The organism is Streptomyces sp. NPDC002994 (genome assembly GCF_040611155.1).
Classification (GTDB): Bacteria; Actinomycetota; Actinomycetes; order Streptomycetales; family Streptomycetaceae; genus Streptomyces.
Genome location: NZ_JBEXNQ010000003.1, coordinates 375,011 through 392,463, shown reverse-complemented (window position 1 = coordinate 392,463; position 17,453 = coordinate 375,011). Strand labels below are relative to the sequence as shown.

Here is a 17,453-nt window from a genome sequence, read left to right as displayed (position 1 = left end):
CGGGGGGGGGGTGCCGCGCGGGGGGGGGGGGGGCCCTGTGCCCCCTCTCCCCCCGCGCCCCCCCCCCCGGGGGGGGGGGGGGGGGGGGGGGGCCCCCCCCCCCCCCCCCCCGGCCGCGCCCGGCGAGAGCGCCTGGGGCATGGCGGCGGCGACGATCCACTTCACGCCGCGGGCCGAGGCGGCGCGCTGGCGTCGGCATACCCATGTGCCGTACCAGCACGTCGGTCCGTCCATCGTTCCCGATCTGGACTTTCCGTACGCGCTCCAGCTCAGTCCGCATCTGCCGGGCACGCGGGACCGGAACATCGCCTGGGCGCGGCGGATGGGCATGCTGGAGCCGCTGCCGGGGCGGCCGGCGTCGCACGTCTGGGACGAGCGGCGGGCCCGCAACATCGACCTGCCGCTCTGCTCGGCGGGCCTCCATCCGGAAGCGACGCCGGAGGAACTGGATCTGTCGTCGAACTGGCTGACCTGGGGAACGTACGGTGACGACCTGTACCCCGTGATCTACGGGCGCACCCGCGACCTGGCCGGGGCACACGCGGCCAATGAGCGGCTGAGGCTCTTCATGCCACTGGACGGGGAGCCCACGCCGGAGCCGTCCGACGCGATGGAGCGGGGGCTGGCCGACCTGTGGCAGCGGACGGCGGGGCCGATGGACGAGGCTTCGCGGCGTACGTTCCGCAAGTCCGTCGAGGACATGATCGCGAGCTGGGAGTGGGAGCTGGCCAATCAGGCGCTGCACCGCATCCCCGACCCGGTGGACTACATCGAGATGCGGCGGTTCACCTTCGGCGCGGACATGACGATGCGGCTGTGCCGGTTGTCGCACGGGGACCGGGTGCCCGACGAGATCTACCGGAGCGGCCCCATCCGCTCGCTGGAGAACTCCGCCGTCGACTACGCCATGCTGTTCAACGATCTTTTCTCGTACCAGAAGGAGATCGAGTACGAGGGCGAGGTGCACAACGCCGTCCTGGTCGTGCAGAACTTCTTCGGGGTGGACTACCCGACCGGGGTCGACATGGTGCACGAGCTGATGAAGGGGCGGATGCAGCAGTTCCAGCATGTCATCAAGGTCGAACTGCCCGTCCTCTACGACGACTTCGCGCTGGACGCCGAGGCACGCGACGTACTCGACGGCTATGTGCGCGAGCTTCAGGACTGGATGGCCGGAATCCTGAACTGGCACCACGAATGCGTCCGTTACCACGACGAGGACCTGCGGGGCGGCACCGGCGGCACGAGCGGCGCCCCGTGGCAGCTGAGCGGCCCTACGGGGCTGGGAACTTCGGCCGCACAGATCGTCACCCTGCTGGGCAGGCCGGCCCTGGCGCACGCGTAGCTCCGACCGGCCGGTCGCCGGTGAACAGGCCGCTGCGTACGGCCTGTTCACCGCCAGGCGTCGGAAGGCTGAGGCGCGGTCAGTCTCGCGCGTCGATGCCCGTCTGACCGAAGGTGCCGGGCACCGGCAGGTTGTCCAGTCGGTCGAGCGGCCAGGCGACCACCACCGCGCGCCCCACCACGTCGTCCACCGGCACCATGCCGGCGCCGGGCTCGTGCTGGTGGTAGCGGGAGTCGCCGGAGGCCTGCCGGTGGTCGCCCATCACCCAGATGTGGCCGGCGGGCACCGTGACCTTGAACTGACCGTCGTCGTCCGTGCTGCACGCCGTGTTCCCCGGGAAGACGTACGGCTCGTCGAGCGCCTTGCCGTTGACCTTCAGCGGGCCCGTGCCCTCGCACTCCACCGTGTCGCCACCGACTCCGACGACCCGCTTGATCAGGTCCTTCTCCTCGGCGGACGGCATCAGCCCGATGAAGCTGAGCGCGTCCTGGAAGGCGTTCGTCCGCGGAGTCGGCTCGTTCTTCAGCCATTCGCCCGGGTCGTGGAAGACGACGACCTCACCGCGCTCCGGCTCGGAGCCGAACCACGGGGTCAGCTTGTCGACGAGGACGCGGTCACCCTTGAGGAGGGTGTTCTGCATGGAGTCCGAGGGGATCGAGAACGCCTGCAGCAGAAATGTCTTTATCAGCAGGGCCAGCAGCAGCGCGATCACGACGAGGAGCGGGAACTCCTTCCAGAAGGGGCGCGGCTTCTTCACCTTCGGATGCTGGGTTTGTTGGGTTTCCTGCGCGTCCGGTGCCCCGACCGACACATCTCCCACAACCACTCCTCGCCTCACAGGGTCCTCAGCCCTGCTGGAACAGCTCCGCGGGCAAGGGCTTCAGCAGCGCGTACAGGTCGTCGGTGATCGGCCGGTCCCAGCTGGCGATGGTGACGAGCACATTGTCGCTGCGGTCGAACTGTACGCAGGAGATGCGGGTTTCGGAGAGTTTGATACGGCGCACGATGAGCAGATTGTCACCTTGCATGACCGGCATGTCCTCGCTGCCGGTCACCTCGACGGGCTCGTCGTTCTCGAGCGCCACGAGCAGCTGCGCCACCTCGAAGGGCACCTGGCCCTCCTCGAGCTCCCTGGCGGGCGAGCCCTCCGGCAGGTTGCCGATGATCATCGCGGGGCCCCGGCCGCCGAACAGGTCGTAGCGCAGGAAGACACCTTGGCAGCTGCCGTCGGGCGCGGGCAGCAGGCCCGCTCCGAGGTTGCCCGGCCAGTCGCCCGGGTCCATGGCCAGGACATCGAATTCCGGGCCCGCGGGCGTGGCGGAGGGGCGGCGGCGGAGGAAGGACATGTCGCCATGGTACGTGGCCCGGGGGCCCTTCCGGCGTCGGGGCACGGCAGTGTCTTGCGCCGCAAGACAGCGCCAACTATCTTGTACCGCATGACAGAGAAGCCGCCCGCCGCCGCAGGTGACCAGCGGCGCAGTCAGCTTCTGCGTGGCGTCCTCGACCTGTGCCTGCTCGCGCTGATCGCCGAGCGGCCGCGTTACGGCTATGAGTTCGTCGAGGCTCTCGCCGCGACCGGGCTCGACCTGGTCAGCGAAGGCAGCATCTATCCGCTGCTGGCCCGGATGGAACGAGCGGGTCTCGTGGAAACCTTCCGCGCCCCTTCGGCCACCGGCGGCGCGCCGCGCAAGTACTACCGGCTGACCGACGAGGGGCGGGCCGAACTGACCGTCGGCCGCGCCGCCTGGCAACACTTCTCCGAGGCGGTCGGGCGGACCTTGAACCAACGACCCGGGGGAAACACACCATGACGCGTGAGCACGTACTGGCCATATGCAAGAGCAACTGGGAGTACCGCGGCATCGACGACGCCTCCGTACGGGAGATGCTCGACGAGCTCTCCGCTCACCTGGACGACGCCGCGGCGGCCGGGCGTGGCGCGAAGGATGTCGTCGGGGAGGACGTGAAGTCCTTCGCCGCCGCGTGGGCGCGGGCGCGCAAGCCACTGCGTCAGCGGGCTCTGCGCATGGTGGCGCTGATCCCGTGCGTCTTCGGCCCGATGCTGCTGCTCTCACACCTGCTGCACTGGTCGTACGAGCGGCCCGTCATCCCGAGCCGCCTCGTCCTGTGCGCCGTGCTCGCGATGGTCGTGGTCACCTGGGAGACGCGGCGAGGGAGCCTCGGGTTCAGAAAGCTGTTGCTCGTCCAGCTGCTGATCGGGCTCCCTGCCACCTTCCTCACGGCCTGGCTGACCGGTGACGATCCGCTCTTCGAACTGCCACTGTGGGTCCCTCTGCTGATGATGGTTCCCGGCCTGCCGTACTTCGTCGCCGACTACCGGGCCACATCGGGGAGCTCAACGGGCTCAGGTCAGATCGAAGGCGCCGTCCCGCGCGTTCAGGACGAAGGCTCGCCACTCGGCCGGGTTGAAGATCAGTGACGGGCTGCCGGGGGCAGTGGCATTGCGCATCGCGATGAATCCCTCGACGAACGCGATCTGAAGGTCGCCCGCCCCCTGACTGCCCGACTGCCAGTCCGCTTTGCTCAGGTCCAGCTGCTCCGGCTTGTCCCAGCCCGTAACACGCTGCGCAGTGATGCTCTCGGCCACGTCCCTGCTCCTCCCGGTTCGTCGTCCGCCGGTCAGCCTAGCCATCGACTCCGGGAGTGGACAGGCCACGTCAGCACTGCCGTGGCCCGTCCGCCGGGCGGGGCCCCTCAGGAAGCGGGCGGTTCGGCGCCGACCAGCCACATGGAGAAGAACTGGGCGCCGCCCCCATAGGCATGGCCCAGGGCCCTGCGGGCGCCGTCGACCTGGTGCTCACCGGCCTGCCCGCGCACCTGGAGGGCGGCCTCGGCGAAGCGGATCATGCCGGAGGCGCCGATGGGGTTGGTGGACAGGACACCGCCGGACGGGTTCACGGGCAGGTCGCCGTCGAGTTCCGTGACGCCGGACTCGGTGAGCTTCCAGCCCTCCCCCTCGGCGGCGAAGCCCAGGTTCTCCAGCCACATCGGCTCGTACCAGGAGAAGGGCACGTACATCTCGACGGCGTCGATCTCCCGGCGCGGATCGGTGATGCCCGCCTGGCGGTAGACGTCGGCGGCGCAGTCCTTGCCCGCCTGCGGGGAGACGAAGTCCTTGCCGGCGAAGAGGGTGGGTTCGCTGCGCATCGCGCCGCCGTGCACCCAGGCGGGCGGGTGCGGCGCGCGGGCGGCGCCGGCCCGCCCGGTGAGGATCATCGCGCACGCGCCGTCGGAGGAGGGGCACGTCTCGGAGTAGCGGACGGGGTCCCAGAGCATCGGCGAGGCCTGGACCTTCTCAAGGGTGATGTCGGGCTCGTGGAGGTGGGCGTAGGGGTTCTTGAGGGCGTTGCGGCGGTCCTTGTACGCGACGACGGAGCCCACGGTGTCGGGTGCGCCGCTGCGGCGCATGTACGCCCGTATGTGCGGCGCGAAGAAGCCGCCGGCCCCGGCGAGCAGGGGCTGCTGGAACGGGACGGGCAGGGACAGGCCCCACATCGCGTTGGACTCGGACTGTTTTTCGAAGGCGAGGGTGAGGACCGTGCCGTGGACGCGGGCGGCGATCAGGTTGGCGGCGACCAGCGCGGTGGACCCGCCGACGGAGCCCGCCGTGTGGACGCGGAGCATGGGCTTGCCGACGGCGCCCAGCGCGTCGGCGAGGTAGAGCTCCGGCATCATCACGCCCTCGAAGAAGTCGGGGGCCTTGCCGATGACGACGGCGTCGATGTCCGCCCACGTCAACTGGGCGTCGTCCAGGGCCCGCTGGGCGGCTTCGCGCACGAGACCGGCGATGGAGACGTCGCGGCGGGCGGCTACGTGCTTCGTTTGGCCGATGCCTACGACGGCGACGGGCTCCTTGGTCATCATTCCCCCTCCAGGACGGCGACGAGGTTCTGTTGCAGGCAGGGCCCTGAGGTGGCGTGCGCGAGCGCCCGGCCGGACTCGCCCCGGTGGATACGGGCCGCCGCCTCGCCGAGCCTGATGAGTCCGGCCGCCATGACGGGGTTGGCGGCGAGCGCCCCGCCGGACGGGTTGACGTCGACGTCACCGCCGAGGCGCAGGGCCTTGCGCAGGACGACCTCCTGCGAGGTGAAGGGCGCGTGCAGCTCGGCGGTGTCGACGGGCCTTTCGAAGGCCCCGGCCCGCTCGGCTGCCTGCCGGGCCGACGGGGAGTCGGTGAGGTCGCGTACGCCCAGGCTGTGCGCTTCGATGCGGTGGTCCATGCCGCGGATCCAGGCGGGTCGCTCGCACAGTCGGCGCGCGGTGTCGCCCGCCGCCAGGATCACCGCGGCCGCGCCGTCGCCGATGGGCGGGCAGTCGCCCGTACGCAGCGGCTGTACGAGGTAGTCGCCGGCGGGGACGGCTCCCCTGAGCTGGGCGTGCGGATTGGTCGCGGCGGCGGTACGGCTGCGGGCCGCGACCGCCGCGAGGGCGGGCTCGTCGGTGTCGCCCACGTCGATCAGCGCCTGCGCCTGGAGCGCGGCCAGAGACACGGAGTCCGGCCAGAGGGGGGCGACGTAGTACGGGTCGAGCTGGCGGGTGAGTACGTCGCGCAGCTCGCCGGGCGACGACTTGCCGTACGCGTAGACGAGCGCGGTGTCGGCCTCGCCGGTCAGGAGCTTGACCCAGGCCTCGTAGAGCGCCCAGGCGCCGTCCATCTCCACGTGGGACTCGGAGATCGGCGGCCAGGCGCCCACACCGTCGAGGGCCATGGTGAAGGAGAAGGCGCGGCCCGCGAGGTAGTCGCTCGATCCGGAGCAGGTGAAGTCGATGTCGCTGGTCTTCAGTCCGGTCCGCCCGAGCACCTCGTGCAGCACCGGCATCAGCATCTCCACTTCGGAGAGCTCGTCGGTGCGGCGGAGGTGATCGGTCTGCGCGAAGGCCACGATCGCGATCTCACGCATCCCGCGCATCAGATCAGCTCCTTGTACGCGTCGTAGTCGGCGTCCGGTTCGCCGGTGGGCCGGTAGTGGTCGGGATAGCGGCCGCCCTCGGTCCACACCGGCTCGACGCGCAGCCCCATCCGCACCTGGTCGTACGGGAGGCCGCCGATCCGGCCGTGCAGGGCCAGGTCGGCGCCGTCGAGTGCGATGTGCCCGTAGACGTACGGGACTTCGATGTCGAGATTGCGGGCCTTGATGTTGACGATGCAGAAGGTGGTGACGGTGCCGCGGGGGCCGACCTCGACCCGCTCGGCGGTCGCGATGCCGCAGGTGGGGCAGGCTCCGCGGGGCGGGACGTACACCTTGCGGCAGGAGGGGCAGCGCTCGCCGACGGTGCGCTGCTCGGCGAGCGCGTTGATGTAGTCGGTGGGGGCGCGGCCGGGGCTGTACGTGTAGTCGAGGCGGGCGGGGGCGGTGATGCCGGTGACGGGGTCGGCGAAGCTGCCGTCGTGCGGGGCCGCCGGCCCGCTGTTCTCGCTCTCGTACGGCTCGAAGCAGGCGATGTCGGTGATGGCGCCCGTGCGTTCGCCGGCCCAGCGGATGCGGACGCGCATGCCGGTGCGTACGGCGTCGGGGCCCGGCGCGTCGAGGACGTGCAGGAGGGCGGTGTCGGCGCCGTCGAGCTTCACCAGGACCCAGGCGAAGGGGGTGGGCAGGGGCTGGTCGCGGCGCGGGGCCGGGTTCCAGGCCCAGGTGGTGACGGTGCCGGTGGGGGCGACTTCGACCAGGTCGCGGATCTCTTCGGCGGTGACCGGGTCGTACTCGACGGGCGGCACGAGGACCCCGCCGTCGGCGGTCTTCACGCCGAGGACGGTGCGCTCGCGAAGGCCGGTGAGGAAGGCGCTCTGTACGGGCCCAAGGGAGCGGGTGAAGGGGAACTCGACAACGAGCGGGGCACGCAGCACCTCCGGTGAGGGGGTGGCAGTCATGGGCAAGACTCCATTCAGGCGGCTTGGCCGACGCAGTGGTCACACGGTCATGCCCGCCGGTAGGCGGGCGGGCGTTTCTCGGCGAAGGCGCGGGCGCCCTCCTTCGCGTCGGCGGTGTCGAAAATGGGCCAGCCACGCTTGAGTTCGGCTGCCAGGCCTTCGGTTTCGGTCATTTCCGCCGTCTCGTACACCGACGCCTTGATTGCCTCGACGGCGAGCGGGCCACAGGCGTTGATCTGCCCGGCGATGGCGAGGGCCTTGTCGAGGGCGGTGCCGTCGGGGACGACATGGCCGACGAGTCCGATGCGTTCGGCTTCCGCCGCCGGGTATGGGCGGCCGGTGAGCAGCATCTCCAGGGCGTGCGTGCGCGGGATCTGGCGCGGCAGGCGTACGGTCGAGCCGCCGATGGGGAACAGCCCCCGCCTGGCCTCGAAGAGGCCGAAGGTGGCGCTTTGACCGGCGACGCGGATGTCGGTGCCCTGGAGGATCTCCGTACCGCCTGCTACGCAGTACCCCTCGACGGCGGCGACGACCGGTTTGCGGGGGCGGTGGTGGCGCAGCATCGCCTTCCAGTGAAGGTCGGGGTCGGCCTTCATGCGGTCGCGGTACTGGTCGCCGCCCATCCCCCGGTCGCCCGCGAGGGCTTTGAGATCCATACCGGCACAGAAGTCGCCGCCCGCGCCGGTCAGCACGACGGAGCGGATCTCGTCGTCCGCGTCGGCGGCGAGCCAGCCGTCGTACAGCCCTACCAGCATCGGCAGCGACAGCGCGTTCTTCGCCTCCGGCCTGTTCAAGGTGAGCACCAGTGTGGCGCCTTCGCGCCGCACGGTGAGGTGTTCCGTACCACCACCCATTTGACTGCCTCCCGTCTCAGGAACGAGAACAGGTTGCAGTAGGGCGGCGCCCACTTCAATAGCTTTCTGACAGTCAGTCAGATTTATTCGGTGCAGCCCCTTCCCACTTGTGGCGCCCTTTGCTCTGATGAGAATTCCCGCAGCCTGGGTCAGGAGGAACGGTGGAGTACAACCTTGCCGACCTGTTCGAGTCGGTCGTCGACGCGGTCCCGGACCGTGAGGCGCTCGTGTACGCCGACCATCCCGGTACGGGCGCGGAGCGCAGGCTCACGTACGCCGAGCTGGACGCGGCGGCCAACCGCATCGCCCACCATCTGATCGACGCGGGCGTGAAGCCGGGCGAGCACCTGGGGCTGCACCTCTACAACGGCATCGAATACCTCCAGACCGTGCTGGCCTGCCTGAAGGCGCGCGTCGTTCCCGTGAACGTCAACTACCGCTATGTCGAGGAGGAGCTGGTCTACCTCTACCGCGACGCGGACCTGGTGGCGCTGGTCTTCGACGCCGAGTTCACCGAGCGGGTCGCGGCCGCTCTGCCGCAGACGGACAAGCTCCGGCATCTCGTACGGGTCGGTACGCCCCCCAGCGGCGCTCCGGAACCCGCGGTCCTGCCGGTGCCGTTCGCGGAGGCCGAGGCGTCGGGGGCGGCGGGGCGGGGGTTCGGGCCGCGCTCGGCCGACGACCAGTTCATCATCTACACCGGCGGCACGACCGGCATGCCGAAGGGGGTGATGTGGCGCCAGGAGGACCTGTTCTTCGCCGGGCTCGGCGGCGGCGCGCCCACGGGTGAGCCGGTGAAGTCCCCGCAGGAGCTGGCGGAGCGGGTGGCGGCCGGCGGCGACGGGATCACTTTCTTCCCCACTCCCCCGCTGATGCACGGCACGTCCACGCTCACCGCGTTCATCGGGTTCTTCTTCGGCCAACGCGTGGTCATCCACCGGAGGTTCGCGCCGCAGGAGGTGCTGCGTACGATCGAGAAGGAGAAGGTCACCAGCGTGTCGCTGGTGGGCGACGCGATGCTCCGGCCGCTGATCGACGCACTGAACGGCCCGATGAAGGGCACCGACTGCTCCTCGCTGTTCAGCGTCTCCTCGTCGGGCGCGATCCTGTCGGAGACGGTGCGCGAGCAGTTCCAGGCGCTGGTGCCGAATGTGATGCTGCTGAACAACTTCGGGTCGTCGGAGTCCGGCTTCAACGGCACGGCGACGGACGACTCGGGTCCCGGCAAGGGGTTCAGGCTGCGCGTCAACTCCCGTACGGCCGTGGTCGATCCGGCGACGTACGCCCCGGCCGCACCCGGCGAGGTGGGCCGGATCGCGCAGCGCGGGCATGTCCCGCTGGGCTACTACAACGACCCGAAGAAGACCGCCGAGACCTTCTTCGAGGCGGGCGGCGAGCGGTGGGTGTTGCTGGGCGACATGGCGACGGTGGACGAGGAGGGCATCGTCACCGTGCTCGGCCGGGGCTCCCAGTGCATCAACACCGGCGGCGAGAAGGTGTACCCGGAGGAGGTCGAGCAGGCGCTCAAGTCCCATCCGGATGTGTACGACGCGCTGGTGGCCGGGGTACCGGACGAGAAGTGGGGCAATCGGGTGGCGGCCGTGGTGCAGCTGCGCGACGGCGCGGACGCCCCTGGCCTGGACGCCATCCAGGCGCACTGCCGCACCCGGCTCGCGGGATACAAGATCCCCCGCCAGATGGTGATCACCCCGGAGATACAGCGCTCGCCGAGCGGCAAGGCGGACTACCGCTGGGCCCGTACGGTCGCGGCGGGCTCCGGAGGCCAGTAGGGCCTGTCGGTCGCCCACCGCGTCCGGTGGGGACGCGACGTGTCAGTCGCGGTCGACGTCCTCGCTCAGGACTTCGCCCGTCGTCGCGTCGATGTCGAACGTGGTCTTGTTCCAGTCGTTGGTGGTCACGACCTCGACCGACCAGATGACGTCACCGCTGTCGGCGTCATCCAGTTCCATGGAGGTGACCGTGCCCTTCTTCCGGTCGGTGGCGGCCTTGGCCACCTGCTCCGGAGTCTGCTTGATCTTGGTGAGCCATTCGGCCCGTTCCGCCTTGTCGTCGGCGTCCTGACCCGCGTCCGTCCGCGACCGGATCACGTCACCGGACGCGGCGTCGATGCGGACGGTGTGCTCCGTGCCGTCCTTCTCGGAGACCTCCGCGACCCATACCGAACGACGGGCGCCGGGGCTCGGGCTCGGACTCGGACTCGGGCTGCCAGTGGGGCTCGCGGTGGGGTCGGCGCCACGGGCCGAGCGCTTCAGCTCGATCGACAGGAGCGTGCTGTCCGGCACCTCGCCCACCGCCGTGGCGGCCGCCTTGTCGGCCGTCACCTTGGCGGTCGGGACCAGGGCCTTGCGCGCGGCCTGGTCCTCGGTGAGCCGGGGGGAGCCCGTGGGGCTCGGCGAGGGGGTCTGCCGTACGTCCGGCTGCCCGGCGGCGGCGCGGGCCGTCTTGTCGTCGCCGCTGTTCCCGCAGCCAGTCAGGAGCGCTGCGGCGGCAGTGGCGGCTGCGACGTACAGGACGCCGGCAGTACGGACACGCCGGGCACGCGGGGTGCCGGCGCGGTACACATGAATGGGCTGAAGGTTCATGACCGCACGATTAACCTCCCGGCCGCCCCCGCATGTCGTCCGACCGCAAGAGTCACCCGATCGCACGGCCGTTCGCCGCACCGGGCCGGCAACCGAGCAACCCCTTGACCACCCGGCCGAAGACCAGCCGGCCCGCTCGCTCGATCACCCCGTCGAGCGCCCGGGGGAGCCCCCGCAGCCGCAGGTCCTCGGTCCAGACCACCACGGCTCCGCCCGGAACCGGGCGTACGTCGATCTCGGCCCACCCGAGAACCACCGCGCCCCGCTTCTCCAGCCGGCAGTGCCCAGAACCGCCTCTCTCCGGCGGATCCCAGGCCACGACCTCCATGCGGTCGTCGAAGCCGAGGCGCCGCAGGCCCGTGCGGGCCACGAACACCGTCCCCGCGGCCGTCGGCGGCGGGGTGGTGACGGTGATGCGGGTGAGCGGGACCTGGGCGGCGTGGTCTTCCCACACGGTCAGGCGCCGCCATGCCTCGTCGACGGAAAGCGGTGTTCGGCGTTCGATACGGAAGAGGGCCACAGCCCGACCTTAGGGCTGAGGGGCAGCGGGACGGCGGGCAGCGTTGCAGGATGGGGGCATGCTGCTGGCCACACTCGCCCGGGTCTCGCGGGAGATCGCCTCGACGTCCGCGCGCTCGCGCAAGACCGCGCTGCTGGCGGAACTCTTCCGCAGCGCCGGGCCCGACGACGTACCGATCGTGATCCCCTGTCTGGCGGGCCGCCTCCCCCAGGGGCGCATCGGAACCGGCTGGAGCCTGCTGCGGGAGCCCGTCACCCCCGCCGCCGAACCCACGCTGACCGTGCGCGAGGTGGACGCGGCGCTGACCGCGTTCGCGGGCGTCGCCGGGCCGGGTGCGCAGACGCAGCGGCGGCGGCTGGTGCGGGAGCTGATGGGGGCGGCTACCGACGAGGAGCAGCAGTTCCTGTTCGGGCTGCTCACGGGTGAGGTGCGGCAAGGGGCGCTGGACGCGCTGGCGGCGGAAGGGCTGGCCGCGGCGGCTTCGGTGCCCGCCGCCGATGTGCGGCGGGCGGTGATGCTGAGCGGTTCGCTGGTGGCGGTCGGTCAGGCGCTGCTGGCGGGAGGGCCCGCGGCGCTCGCGGAGTTCAGCCTCCAGGTGGGCCGCGCCGTGCCGCCGATGCTGGCGCATCCCGGGCAGAGCGTCGGCGCGGCGGTCGGCAAGCTGGGGCCGTGCGCGGTGGAGGAGAAGCTGGACGGCATCCGGGTGCAGGTGCACCGCGACGGCACCCGGGTACGCGTTTTCACACGCACCCTGGACGACATCACCGACCGCGTACCGGAACTCACTTCCGTGGCCGTCGGCTTGACCGGTGACCCGTTCATTCTCGACGGCGAGGTCATCGCGTTCGACGCGGAGGGAAGGCCGCTACCGTTCCAGGACATCGCGGGCCGCGTCGGTTCCCGCCTCGACGTCGCGGCCGCGCGGGAGGCGCTTCCCCTGTCCCCCGTCTTCTTCGACGTACTGGCGCTCGACGGTGAAGTCCTCCTGGACCTGCCCTACGCGGACAGGTACGAGCGGCTGGCGCGGCTGGTGCCCGGGCCGATGCGCGTACGCCGGACGGTGGTGACCGGCCCCGACGACGCGCCGCAGGCCGAGGACTTCCTGGCGCAGACGTTGGAGCGCGGCCACGAAGGGGTGGTGCTCAAGGCGCTGGACGCGCCGTACCAGGCCGGGCGGCGCGGTACGTCGTGGCTCAAGGTGAAGCCCGTACACACCCTTGATCTGGTGGTTCTGGCCGCCGAATGGGGGCACGGCCGGCGGACCGGCAAGCTCTCCAACCTGCATCTGGGCGCCCGGCGGCCCGACGGTACGTTCGCCATGCTCGGGAAGACCTTCAAGGGACTCACCGACGCGATGCTCGACTGGCAGACGGAGCGGCTGCTGGAGCTGGCGACCGGCGACAGCGGCCAGGTGGTGACCGTACGTCCGGAACTCGTCGTCGAGATCGCGTACGACGGGCTTCAGCGGTCCACGCGCTACCCGGAGGGCGTGACACTGCGTTTCGCGCGTGTGGTGCGCTACCGCGAGGACAAGCCGGCCGCCGAGGCGGACACGGTCGAGACCGTCCTGGCGACGGGTCCTGTGCGGGCCCAGGACTGAACGGCCGTACTCGGCTCGCCTAGGACATGTCGGCGGTGGACGTGATGCGGGTGAGGAGGTCCGTATAGAGGGACCGTTTGTCGGGGCGGGCGTGGTCGGCGGCGTGTCTGAGAGCAGGGACGACCGACGTGCCCATCCTGGTGAGTCCCTCGCGTGCCGCCTTGCGGACGACAGGGTGTGCGTGCTTGAGCTTGTCGATCACGATGGGGATCGCGGGCTCCCAGGCGGCGTGGCAGAGCGTCCGGATGGCCAGGCGCGCCACGTCGGGCTGGGGGTCGTCCAGCAGGAGGGCCGTGTGGTGCAGGTGGGCCGGCCGGTCGAGCATGGCCCGCGAGGTCCGGTGGGCGTGGAGACGGACCTTGGGCCTCGGGTGCTTCAGCAACTCACCGATCAGCCGCCGCAGCGCGGGGTCCTGGTCCGGGTCCGGTCCGTGGTGCTCCTCGGCCAGGCGGTTGAGTGCGCGGCGTATCTGCTCGGCGTCACCGGTGCGGGCCAGGTGCAGGAGGTCCTCCCGGGACGGACGATCCGCAGGGCCGGGCGCCGTTGCCGCGCGCTCGCGCAGCTCGGCCAGCGCGGCGGCGTCCCGCTGTTCGGCGTCCGGGCCGCGCAGCGGGCCGTCGACGAGCCGGAGCCGGTCCGCCAGGTCGTCACGGCCTTCGGCGAGCAGCCGCCGGTTGACCCGGTCCAGTTGGGGAGTGCGCAGCACCGGACGGCCGGCAAGCAGGTCCAGGAGCCCCCAGGCACCTGCGTCGAGGCGGTCGGCAAGGGCTGCCGCCAGCAGGTCCGCGGGGACACCGCGCAGGGCATGTCCGGCTTCCGGGCGGATGGCGGGCGGGCCGTGCTCCCACCATCGCAGCAGCAGGGGCAGGAGCGGCCGTAGGCCCTCCGGGTCGCCGAGGCACCGGGCCGCGAGGATCACCCTGTCGGGAAGGATGTCGTCGCTGCTGAGTTCCGTCTCGCCGAAGGCGTTCAACGTGCGGGCCAGACCGGTGTTGACGGGCACTGTGACACGGCCCCGGAGAAACGCTCGCAGCACGTGACGGGCGATCTCGGGCTCCGGCCACTTCGAGAGCGCCAGGGCGGCGGCGTCCCGGCGGTCCGGGGTCGCGGCGTCCAGCATGGCCAGCAGACGCTCTCGTTGAGCGGCGGAACGTGGCTGGTCGAGATCGTCAATGTGCACGAGTCGCGGCGTCGGCGGCGATGCCGGTGTGTCGGGTGGTGTCTCCGTGATGGTCCAGGGCGGTGCGTCGAGGGGCTGAAGAGCCGTCATCCAGTCGAGGAGCGCTTCGCGGACGTCCGGACCGGCGGCCGCACAGGCGTCGATCAGGGCGCTCAGCCGCTCCCGTGAGCACGGAGCCTGGGCGACCGCTGCGTCGCGGCGGAATTCCTCCAGGCCGGCGGGCGTACGTACCGCTTCCCGCAGCCCGGTCCGCCATGCCTCGGCCTGAGCCTCTGTCCCGGCCGGAACCGGCGGGCGCGGAACGGCGAAAGCGTCGCGCAGTACGTCCGTCTCCGCCTGCCACGGGTTGGCGCCGAGCCGTACGGCGGCCAGAGCCCGGTCGAGATCGGTGCGGACCAGTACCGCGCCACATCGTCGCAGCAGCGGCAGAACGGACCGGCCCCCGGCAGCTTCGGCGGGCAGTGCCCGTACCGCGTCCGTCACCGACAGCTTCTCGACGGCCGGCAGGATCGGCGCGACCTCTTCCAGCAGCGCGACGAGGTCGTGCCCGTTCCCGCCCTGAGCGTCGGCGAGCCCGTCGAGCAGGACGTGGACGAACCGCGCCAAGGTCGCCAGTTCGCCGGCCGACCGCGGTGCGGGGCAGAGTCGAAGTGCGAGCCTCAGTACGCGACTTCGTGCGGTGGGCGTGGAGCCCGCCAGGCGCAGCCAGTCCGCCAGCATGGGCCGCAGTTCCCGGAGGCGGTCGGGGTGCGGCGGCTGGTGCCGGCCCGCGATGCGCAGCGCGACCGAGGGGTTCCAGCCTTCGGTCAGCAGCGACGCGACTTCGGGGTCCGTTCCGTTGGCGTCCGGATCGGGCTCCGGCCGCGGTTTCCGGGCCGCGGGTACGGTGATGCCATGTCTGGCCAGTGGGACTGCCAGATCCGCGATCGTCCCGGCGGCGAGAGCCACCCGCCCGGCCGCCACCAGGCCGAGCAGCGTCGGTGCGACCGGTGATGCCTGCCCGTCGCCGTCCAGGGCGAGAACCGAACGCGCCGGCAGTACGCCGTCGAGGCCGGCCAGGAGCAGTTCGCGCGTGCGGCTGTCCTCGCCGCGTTCGGCGGCGGCGAGGAGGGTCGCGGCATATGCGGCGCCGAGGATGCCGCGCAGCGCTTTGACGAGTGCGGCGCGCAGGCCCGGATTGTCGTGGTGCCCGAGCCAGTAGAGCAGGGCGGGCGCCGCCGCCGATGTGCCCGCCTGGGCCAGGACCTCGGCTGCGGTCTTTTTGACGTTCATGTTCGGGTGGCTCAGACATGCGGCGATCGCGGCCGAGGCCCAGCCGGCCCGCGCCTGACCGAGAGCCAGGAGCGCCTGCCGTACGGTCTGGATGTCGCGGGCGGCGGTCAGGGTGATCAGCGTCGCTGACAACGCCTGGGCATCGTCCCCCGTGGCGTCCTGGGCGAGCAGCGCGATGACGCGCTTGCGCACATGCCGGTCACGCGAGCGCAGCAGTCGGTGCACTCGCGGGCGAGTGCACGGGCTGGGGGCGGCCAGCAGCATGCCGAGCAGAATCGACTGCTCGCCGCCGGACAGGCCCGGCCGGTCCAGCAGATCCAGCGCCACGGTCGCGACGAGGGCGCGACCGGCCGCCGGCGCATCGGCGGCGTCGAGCAGGCAGGACGGTCTGACCTTCCCCCGCTCGTGCAGGCGGCAGCCCAGTGCGTACAGGGCGTCAATCGCCTCCTGAGGCACCGCGGGCTCGCCGGCCGGCTCGTCACTGGCGGGCGGGCGCGTGGCTGCGCCGCCCGGCTCCGCGTCCGCCGCCAGCTCGCGCACGACGGCGAGCAGCAGGTCGGCGATGAGCGGCAGCGTGCGGGCGCCGCCGTGGGCCGCCAGCCTGCACAGGGCTTCCACCGGTTTGTCCGGGTCCAAGTGGGAACTGAGGAGGGCCGGTTCCCGCTCGTCGGGGGCGCCCAGATCGGTCGCGATGCGGGTCGGCAGATCGGCGGGGTCGAGACGGACGAGGATGCGGTGCCGTTGGTGCGGCTCGTGGCTCAGGTGCCACAGGACCTCAAGGGCCTGGTTCCGTACGGCGCGAAGGTGCGGCACGATCACACCCTCGCCCCCGCCCTCGCCCTCGCCCGGGGCGGGGTACGGCGTCCCGTCCGGCGGCAGGCCGAGCCCTTCCGCCAGCGCCGTCACCGTCCGGTGCCCGCCCATGGCCTCCAGAGCGTTCAGCGCCGCCAAGGGTGCCGAGGGCAGCAGGGCGATCACGGCGTCTTCGGCATCGGCGTGGCGCAGCTGACGGATCGCGTCGAGAAACGGCGCGGGTGAGGGAGACAGGGGAAGCACTCGCGTGATTTCCTCCCCGATCGGCAGGTCCCCCGGTCCCTGCCCGGCGAGGGCGACCAACAGGGCGAGCCGCCGGGGCCAGTTCGGGTCGTCGGCGGCCACGTCCACCAGCACCCGGAACAACACCTGACGGCAGGTGAAAAGGACCGTCGCGATGTCGTCCGGGGCGATGGTGTGGTCGGCGAGCGCCAGGCCGACGATGGAACGGACGGCCCGGTCGTCCGGGAAGTGCCCACGCCGGTGGAGACGGCGCAAGCAGGTCACCGCCGGCCCGCCGAGCAGCAACGGGTCTTGTGCGGCGACGGTCGTCAGTTCACCGATGTCGCCGCGTTCGGCCACGTCACCGAGCAGTTCCAGGGCCCGTCGCCGAAGACGTGGCGGCAGGTCCGGATTCTCGACAGCCTGCCGCAGTACGTCGCGGTGACCGTGATGGGCAGCGGCCGCGAGCGCGGCGTCGGTCACCCCGGGACGTGTGGCCGCCGGGCTCGGGGCGAGGAAGGGGGCCAGGAGTTCAGGCGGCAAGGGGTACTGCGCGGCCCATGGTTGGGTGAGTTCGCCCAGTGCGGCGGCCGCGACTTCGGCGCTGTCGGCGCTCAGCAGGCCGAGCAGGTGTTCGCGGACCGGCGCGGGGGCCAGCAGTCCGGCGTGCAGTCCCTGCCGGGCCAGCCGCAGCGCCTCGGCCTGGAGCACGGGGTCGCGGCTGCCCGCCAGCTCGGCCACGAGGCGGTCGGGCCGGTGCGCACTCGTGACGCTCGCCTGCCGCACGGCCTGGTAGAGGAGTTCGCCCGGAGGTTCCTGCCGCACCACCGTCGGTTCGTTGAGCAACTCGGCGCGCAGCCAGGCGATCCGTACCTTTACCGGCGATGCGGCCGCACGCCACGACAGCGGGGGTGGTCCGCCGATGCGGGACCCCAGTCGCTCGTACAGCCCGGCCAGGACGAGCGCCGCCTCCGGCGGCTCCGCCATGGGTCCCGCCATCAGCCCCGCCAGTTCAGCGAGTTCCCGCTCGTCGGGCGCGCGGCCCGACGCCACCCGTTCTGCCAGCAGGACGAGACGCCGGACGACGGCCGGGGGGTGGGTTTTGGCGGGTTCGTCCGTCGGCGTGGTCACGGTCGGATCCTAAGCAGGCCAGT

The 17,453-nt window shown here is 71.6% G+C and carries 14 protein-coding genes and 1 pseudogene; 5 read left to right on the top strand and 10 right to left on the bottom strand.

Translation table 11 applies throughout. From position 1 onward, the window contains the following. Positions 1-127: 127 nt before the first annotated feature. Positions 128-1,345 (top strand): annotated as a pseudogene (locus ABZX79_RS05540) (germacradienol/geosmin synthase); the annotation flags it as partial. A gap of 79 nt (positions 1,346-1,424) precedes the next feature. Here ABZX79_RS05540 and lepB read toward each other — a convergent pair. Both lepB and ABZX79_RS05530 read right to left on the bottom strand, forming a co-directional pair. After that, positions 1,425-2,156 (bottom strand): signal peptidase I, encoded by a 732-nt coding sequence (gene lepB / locus ABZX79_RS05535; protein ID WP_355252031.1) that lies wholly within the window; start codon positions 2,154-2,156, stop codon positions 1,425-1,427. Between the two features lie 34 nt (positions 2,157-2,190). Continuing rightward, positions 2,191-2,691, bottom strand: a complete 501-nt coding sequence (locus ABZX79_RS05530; protein WP_214972705.1) for a hypothetical protein — start codon at positions 2,689-2,691, stop codon at positions 2,191-2,193. 90 nt (positions 2,692-2,781) lie between these two features. Here ABZX79_RS05530 and ABZX79_RS05525 point away from each other — a divergent pair, with 90 nt between their 5' ends. Together ABZX79_RS05525 and ABZX79_RS05520 are read left to right on the top strand one after the other, a co-directional pair. Beyond that, complete coding sequence (locus ABZX79_RS05525; RefSeq protein WP_355251977.1) at positions 2,782-3,156, top strand: PadR family transcriptional regulator; 375 nt, start codon at positions 2,782-2,784, stop codon at positions 3,154-3,156. Next, positions 3,153-3,785: a hypothetical protein gene (locus ABZX79_RS05520; RefSeq protein ID WP_355251974.1), complete on the top strand. Its 633-nt coding sequence runs from the start codon at positions 3,153-3,155 to the stop codon at positions 3,783-3,785. Before ABZX79_RS05525 ends, ABZX79_RS05520 begins: the two co-directional genes overlap by 4 nt. Here ABZX79_RS05520 and ABZX79_RS05515 read toward each other — a convergent pair. From ABZX79_RS05515 to ABZX79_RS05495, 5 genes are all read right to left on the bottom strand, one after another. Then, entirely contained in the window at positions 3,711-3,953 is a 243-nt protein-coding gene (locus ABZX79_RS05515; RefSeq protein ID WP_355251971.1) for a DUF397 domain-containing protein, read from the bottom strand. The two genes, ABZX79_RS05520 and ABZX79_RS05515, sit on opposite strands and share 75 nt — an antisense overlap. Positions 3,954-4,060: 107 nt before the next feature. Beyond that, complete coding sequence (locus tag ABZX79_RS05510; protein ID WP_355251968.1) at positions 4,061-5,227, bottom strand: thiolase domain-containing protein; 1,167 nt, start codon at positions 5,225-5,227, stop codon at positions 4,061-4,063. Continuing rightward, positions 5,227-6,267, bottom strand: coding sequence for a thiolase domain-containing protein (locus tag ABZX79_RS05505; RefSeq protein WP_355252028.1), 1,041 nt, complete (start codon positions 6,265-6,267; stop codon positions 5,227-5,229). Before ABZX79_RS05505 ends, ABZX79_RS05510 begins: the two co-directional genes overlap by 1 nt. Positions 6,268-6,275: 8 nt before the next feature. Next, positions 6,276-7,235 (bottom strand): OB-fold domain-containing protein, encoded by a 960-nt coding sequence (locus tag ABZX79_RS05500; protein ID WP_355251965.1) that lies wholly within the window; start codon positions 7,233-7,235, stop codon positions 6,276-6,278. Between the two features lie 47 nt (positions 7,236-7,282). Beyond that, positions 7,283-8,089 (bottom strand): crotonase/enoyl-CoA hydratase family protein, encoded by an 807-nt coding sequence (locus ABZX79_RS05495; protein WP_355251962.1) that lies wholly within the window; start codon positions 8,087-8,089, stop codon positions 7,283-7,285. 161 nt (positions 8,090-8,250) lie between these two features. Between ABZX79_RS05495 and ABZX79_RS05490 the strand changes: the two genes are divergently transcribed. Beyond that, positions 8,251-9,879: an acyl-CoA synthetase gene (locus ABZX79_RS05490; RefSeq protein ID WP_355251959.1), complete on the top strand. Its 1,629-nt coding sequence runs from the start codon at positions 8,251-8,253 to the stop codon at positions 9,877-9,879. Between the two features lie 42 nt (positions 9,880-9,921). Here the strand turns inward: ABZX79_RS05490 and ABZX79_RS05485 are convergent, their stop codons facing one another. Together ABZX79_RS05485 and ABZX79_RS05480 are read right to left on the bottom strand one after the other, a co-directional pair. Further along, positions 9,922-10,692: a PepSY domain-containing protein gene (locus tag ABZX79_RS05485; RefSeq protein ID WP_355251956.1), complete on the bottom strand. Its 771-nt coding sequence runs from the start codon at positions 10,690-10,692 to the stop codon at positions 9,922-9,924. 52 nt (positions 10,693-10,744) lie between these two features. Then, positions 10,745-11,212 (bottom strand): SRPBCC family protein, encoded by a 468-nt coding sequence (locus ABZX79_RS05480; RefSeq protein ID WP_355251953.1) that lies wholly within the window; start codon positions 11,210-11,212, stop codon positions 10,745-10,747. Between the two features lie 58 nt (positions 11,213-11,270). Between ABZX79_RS05480 and ABZX79_RS05475 the strand changes: the two genes are divergently transcribed. Continuing rightward, on the top strand, positions 11,271-12,812 hold the full coding sequence (locus tag ABZX79_RS05475; protein ID WP_355251950.1) for an ATP-dependent DNA ligase: 1,542 nt from the start codon (positions 11,271-11,273) through the stop codon (positions 12,810-12,812). A gap of 19 nt (positions 12,813-12,831) precedes the next feature. On the opposite strand, the gene ABZX79_RS05470 is transcribed toward ABZX79_RS05475, so the two are convergent. After that, positions 12,832-17,430 (bottom strand): HEAT repeat domain-containing protein, encoded by a 4,599-nt coding sequence (locus ABZX79_RS05470; protein WP_355251947.1) that lies wholly within the window; start codon positions 17,428-17,430, stop codon positions 12,832-12,834. Positions 17,431-17,453 lie beyond the last annotated feature (23 nt).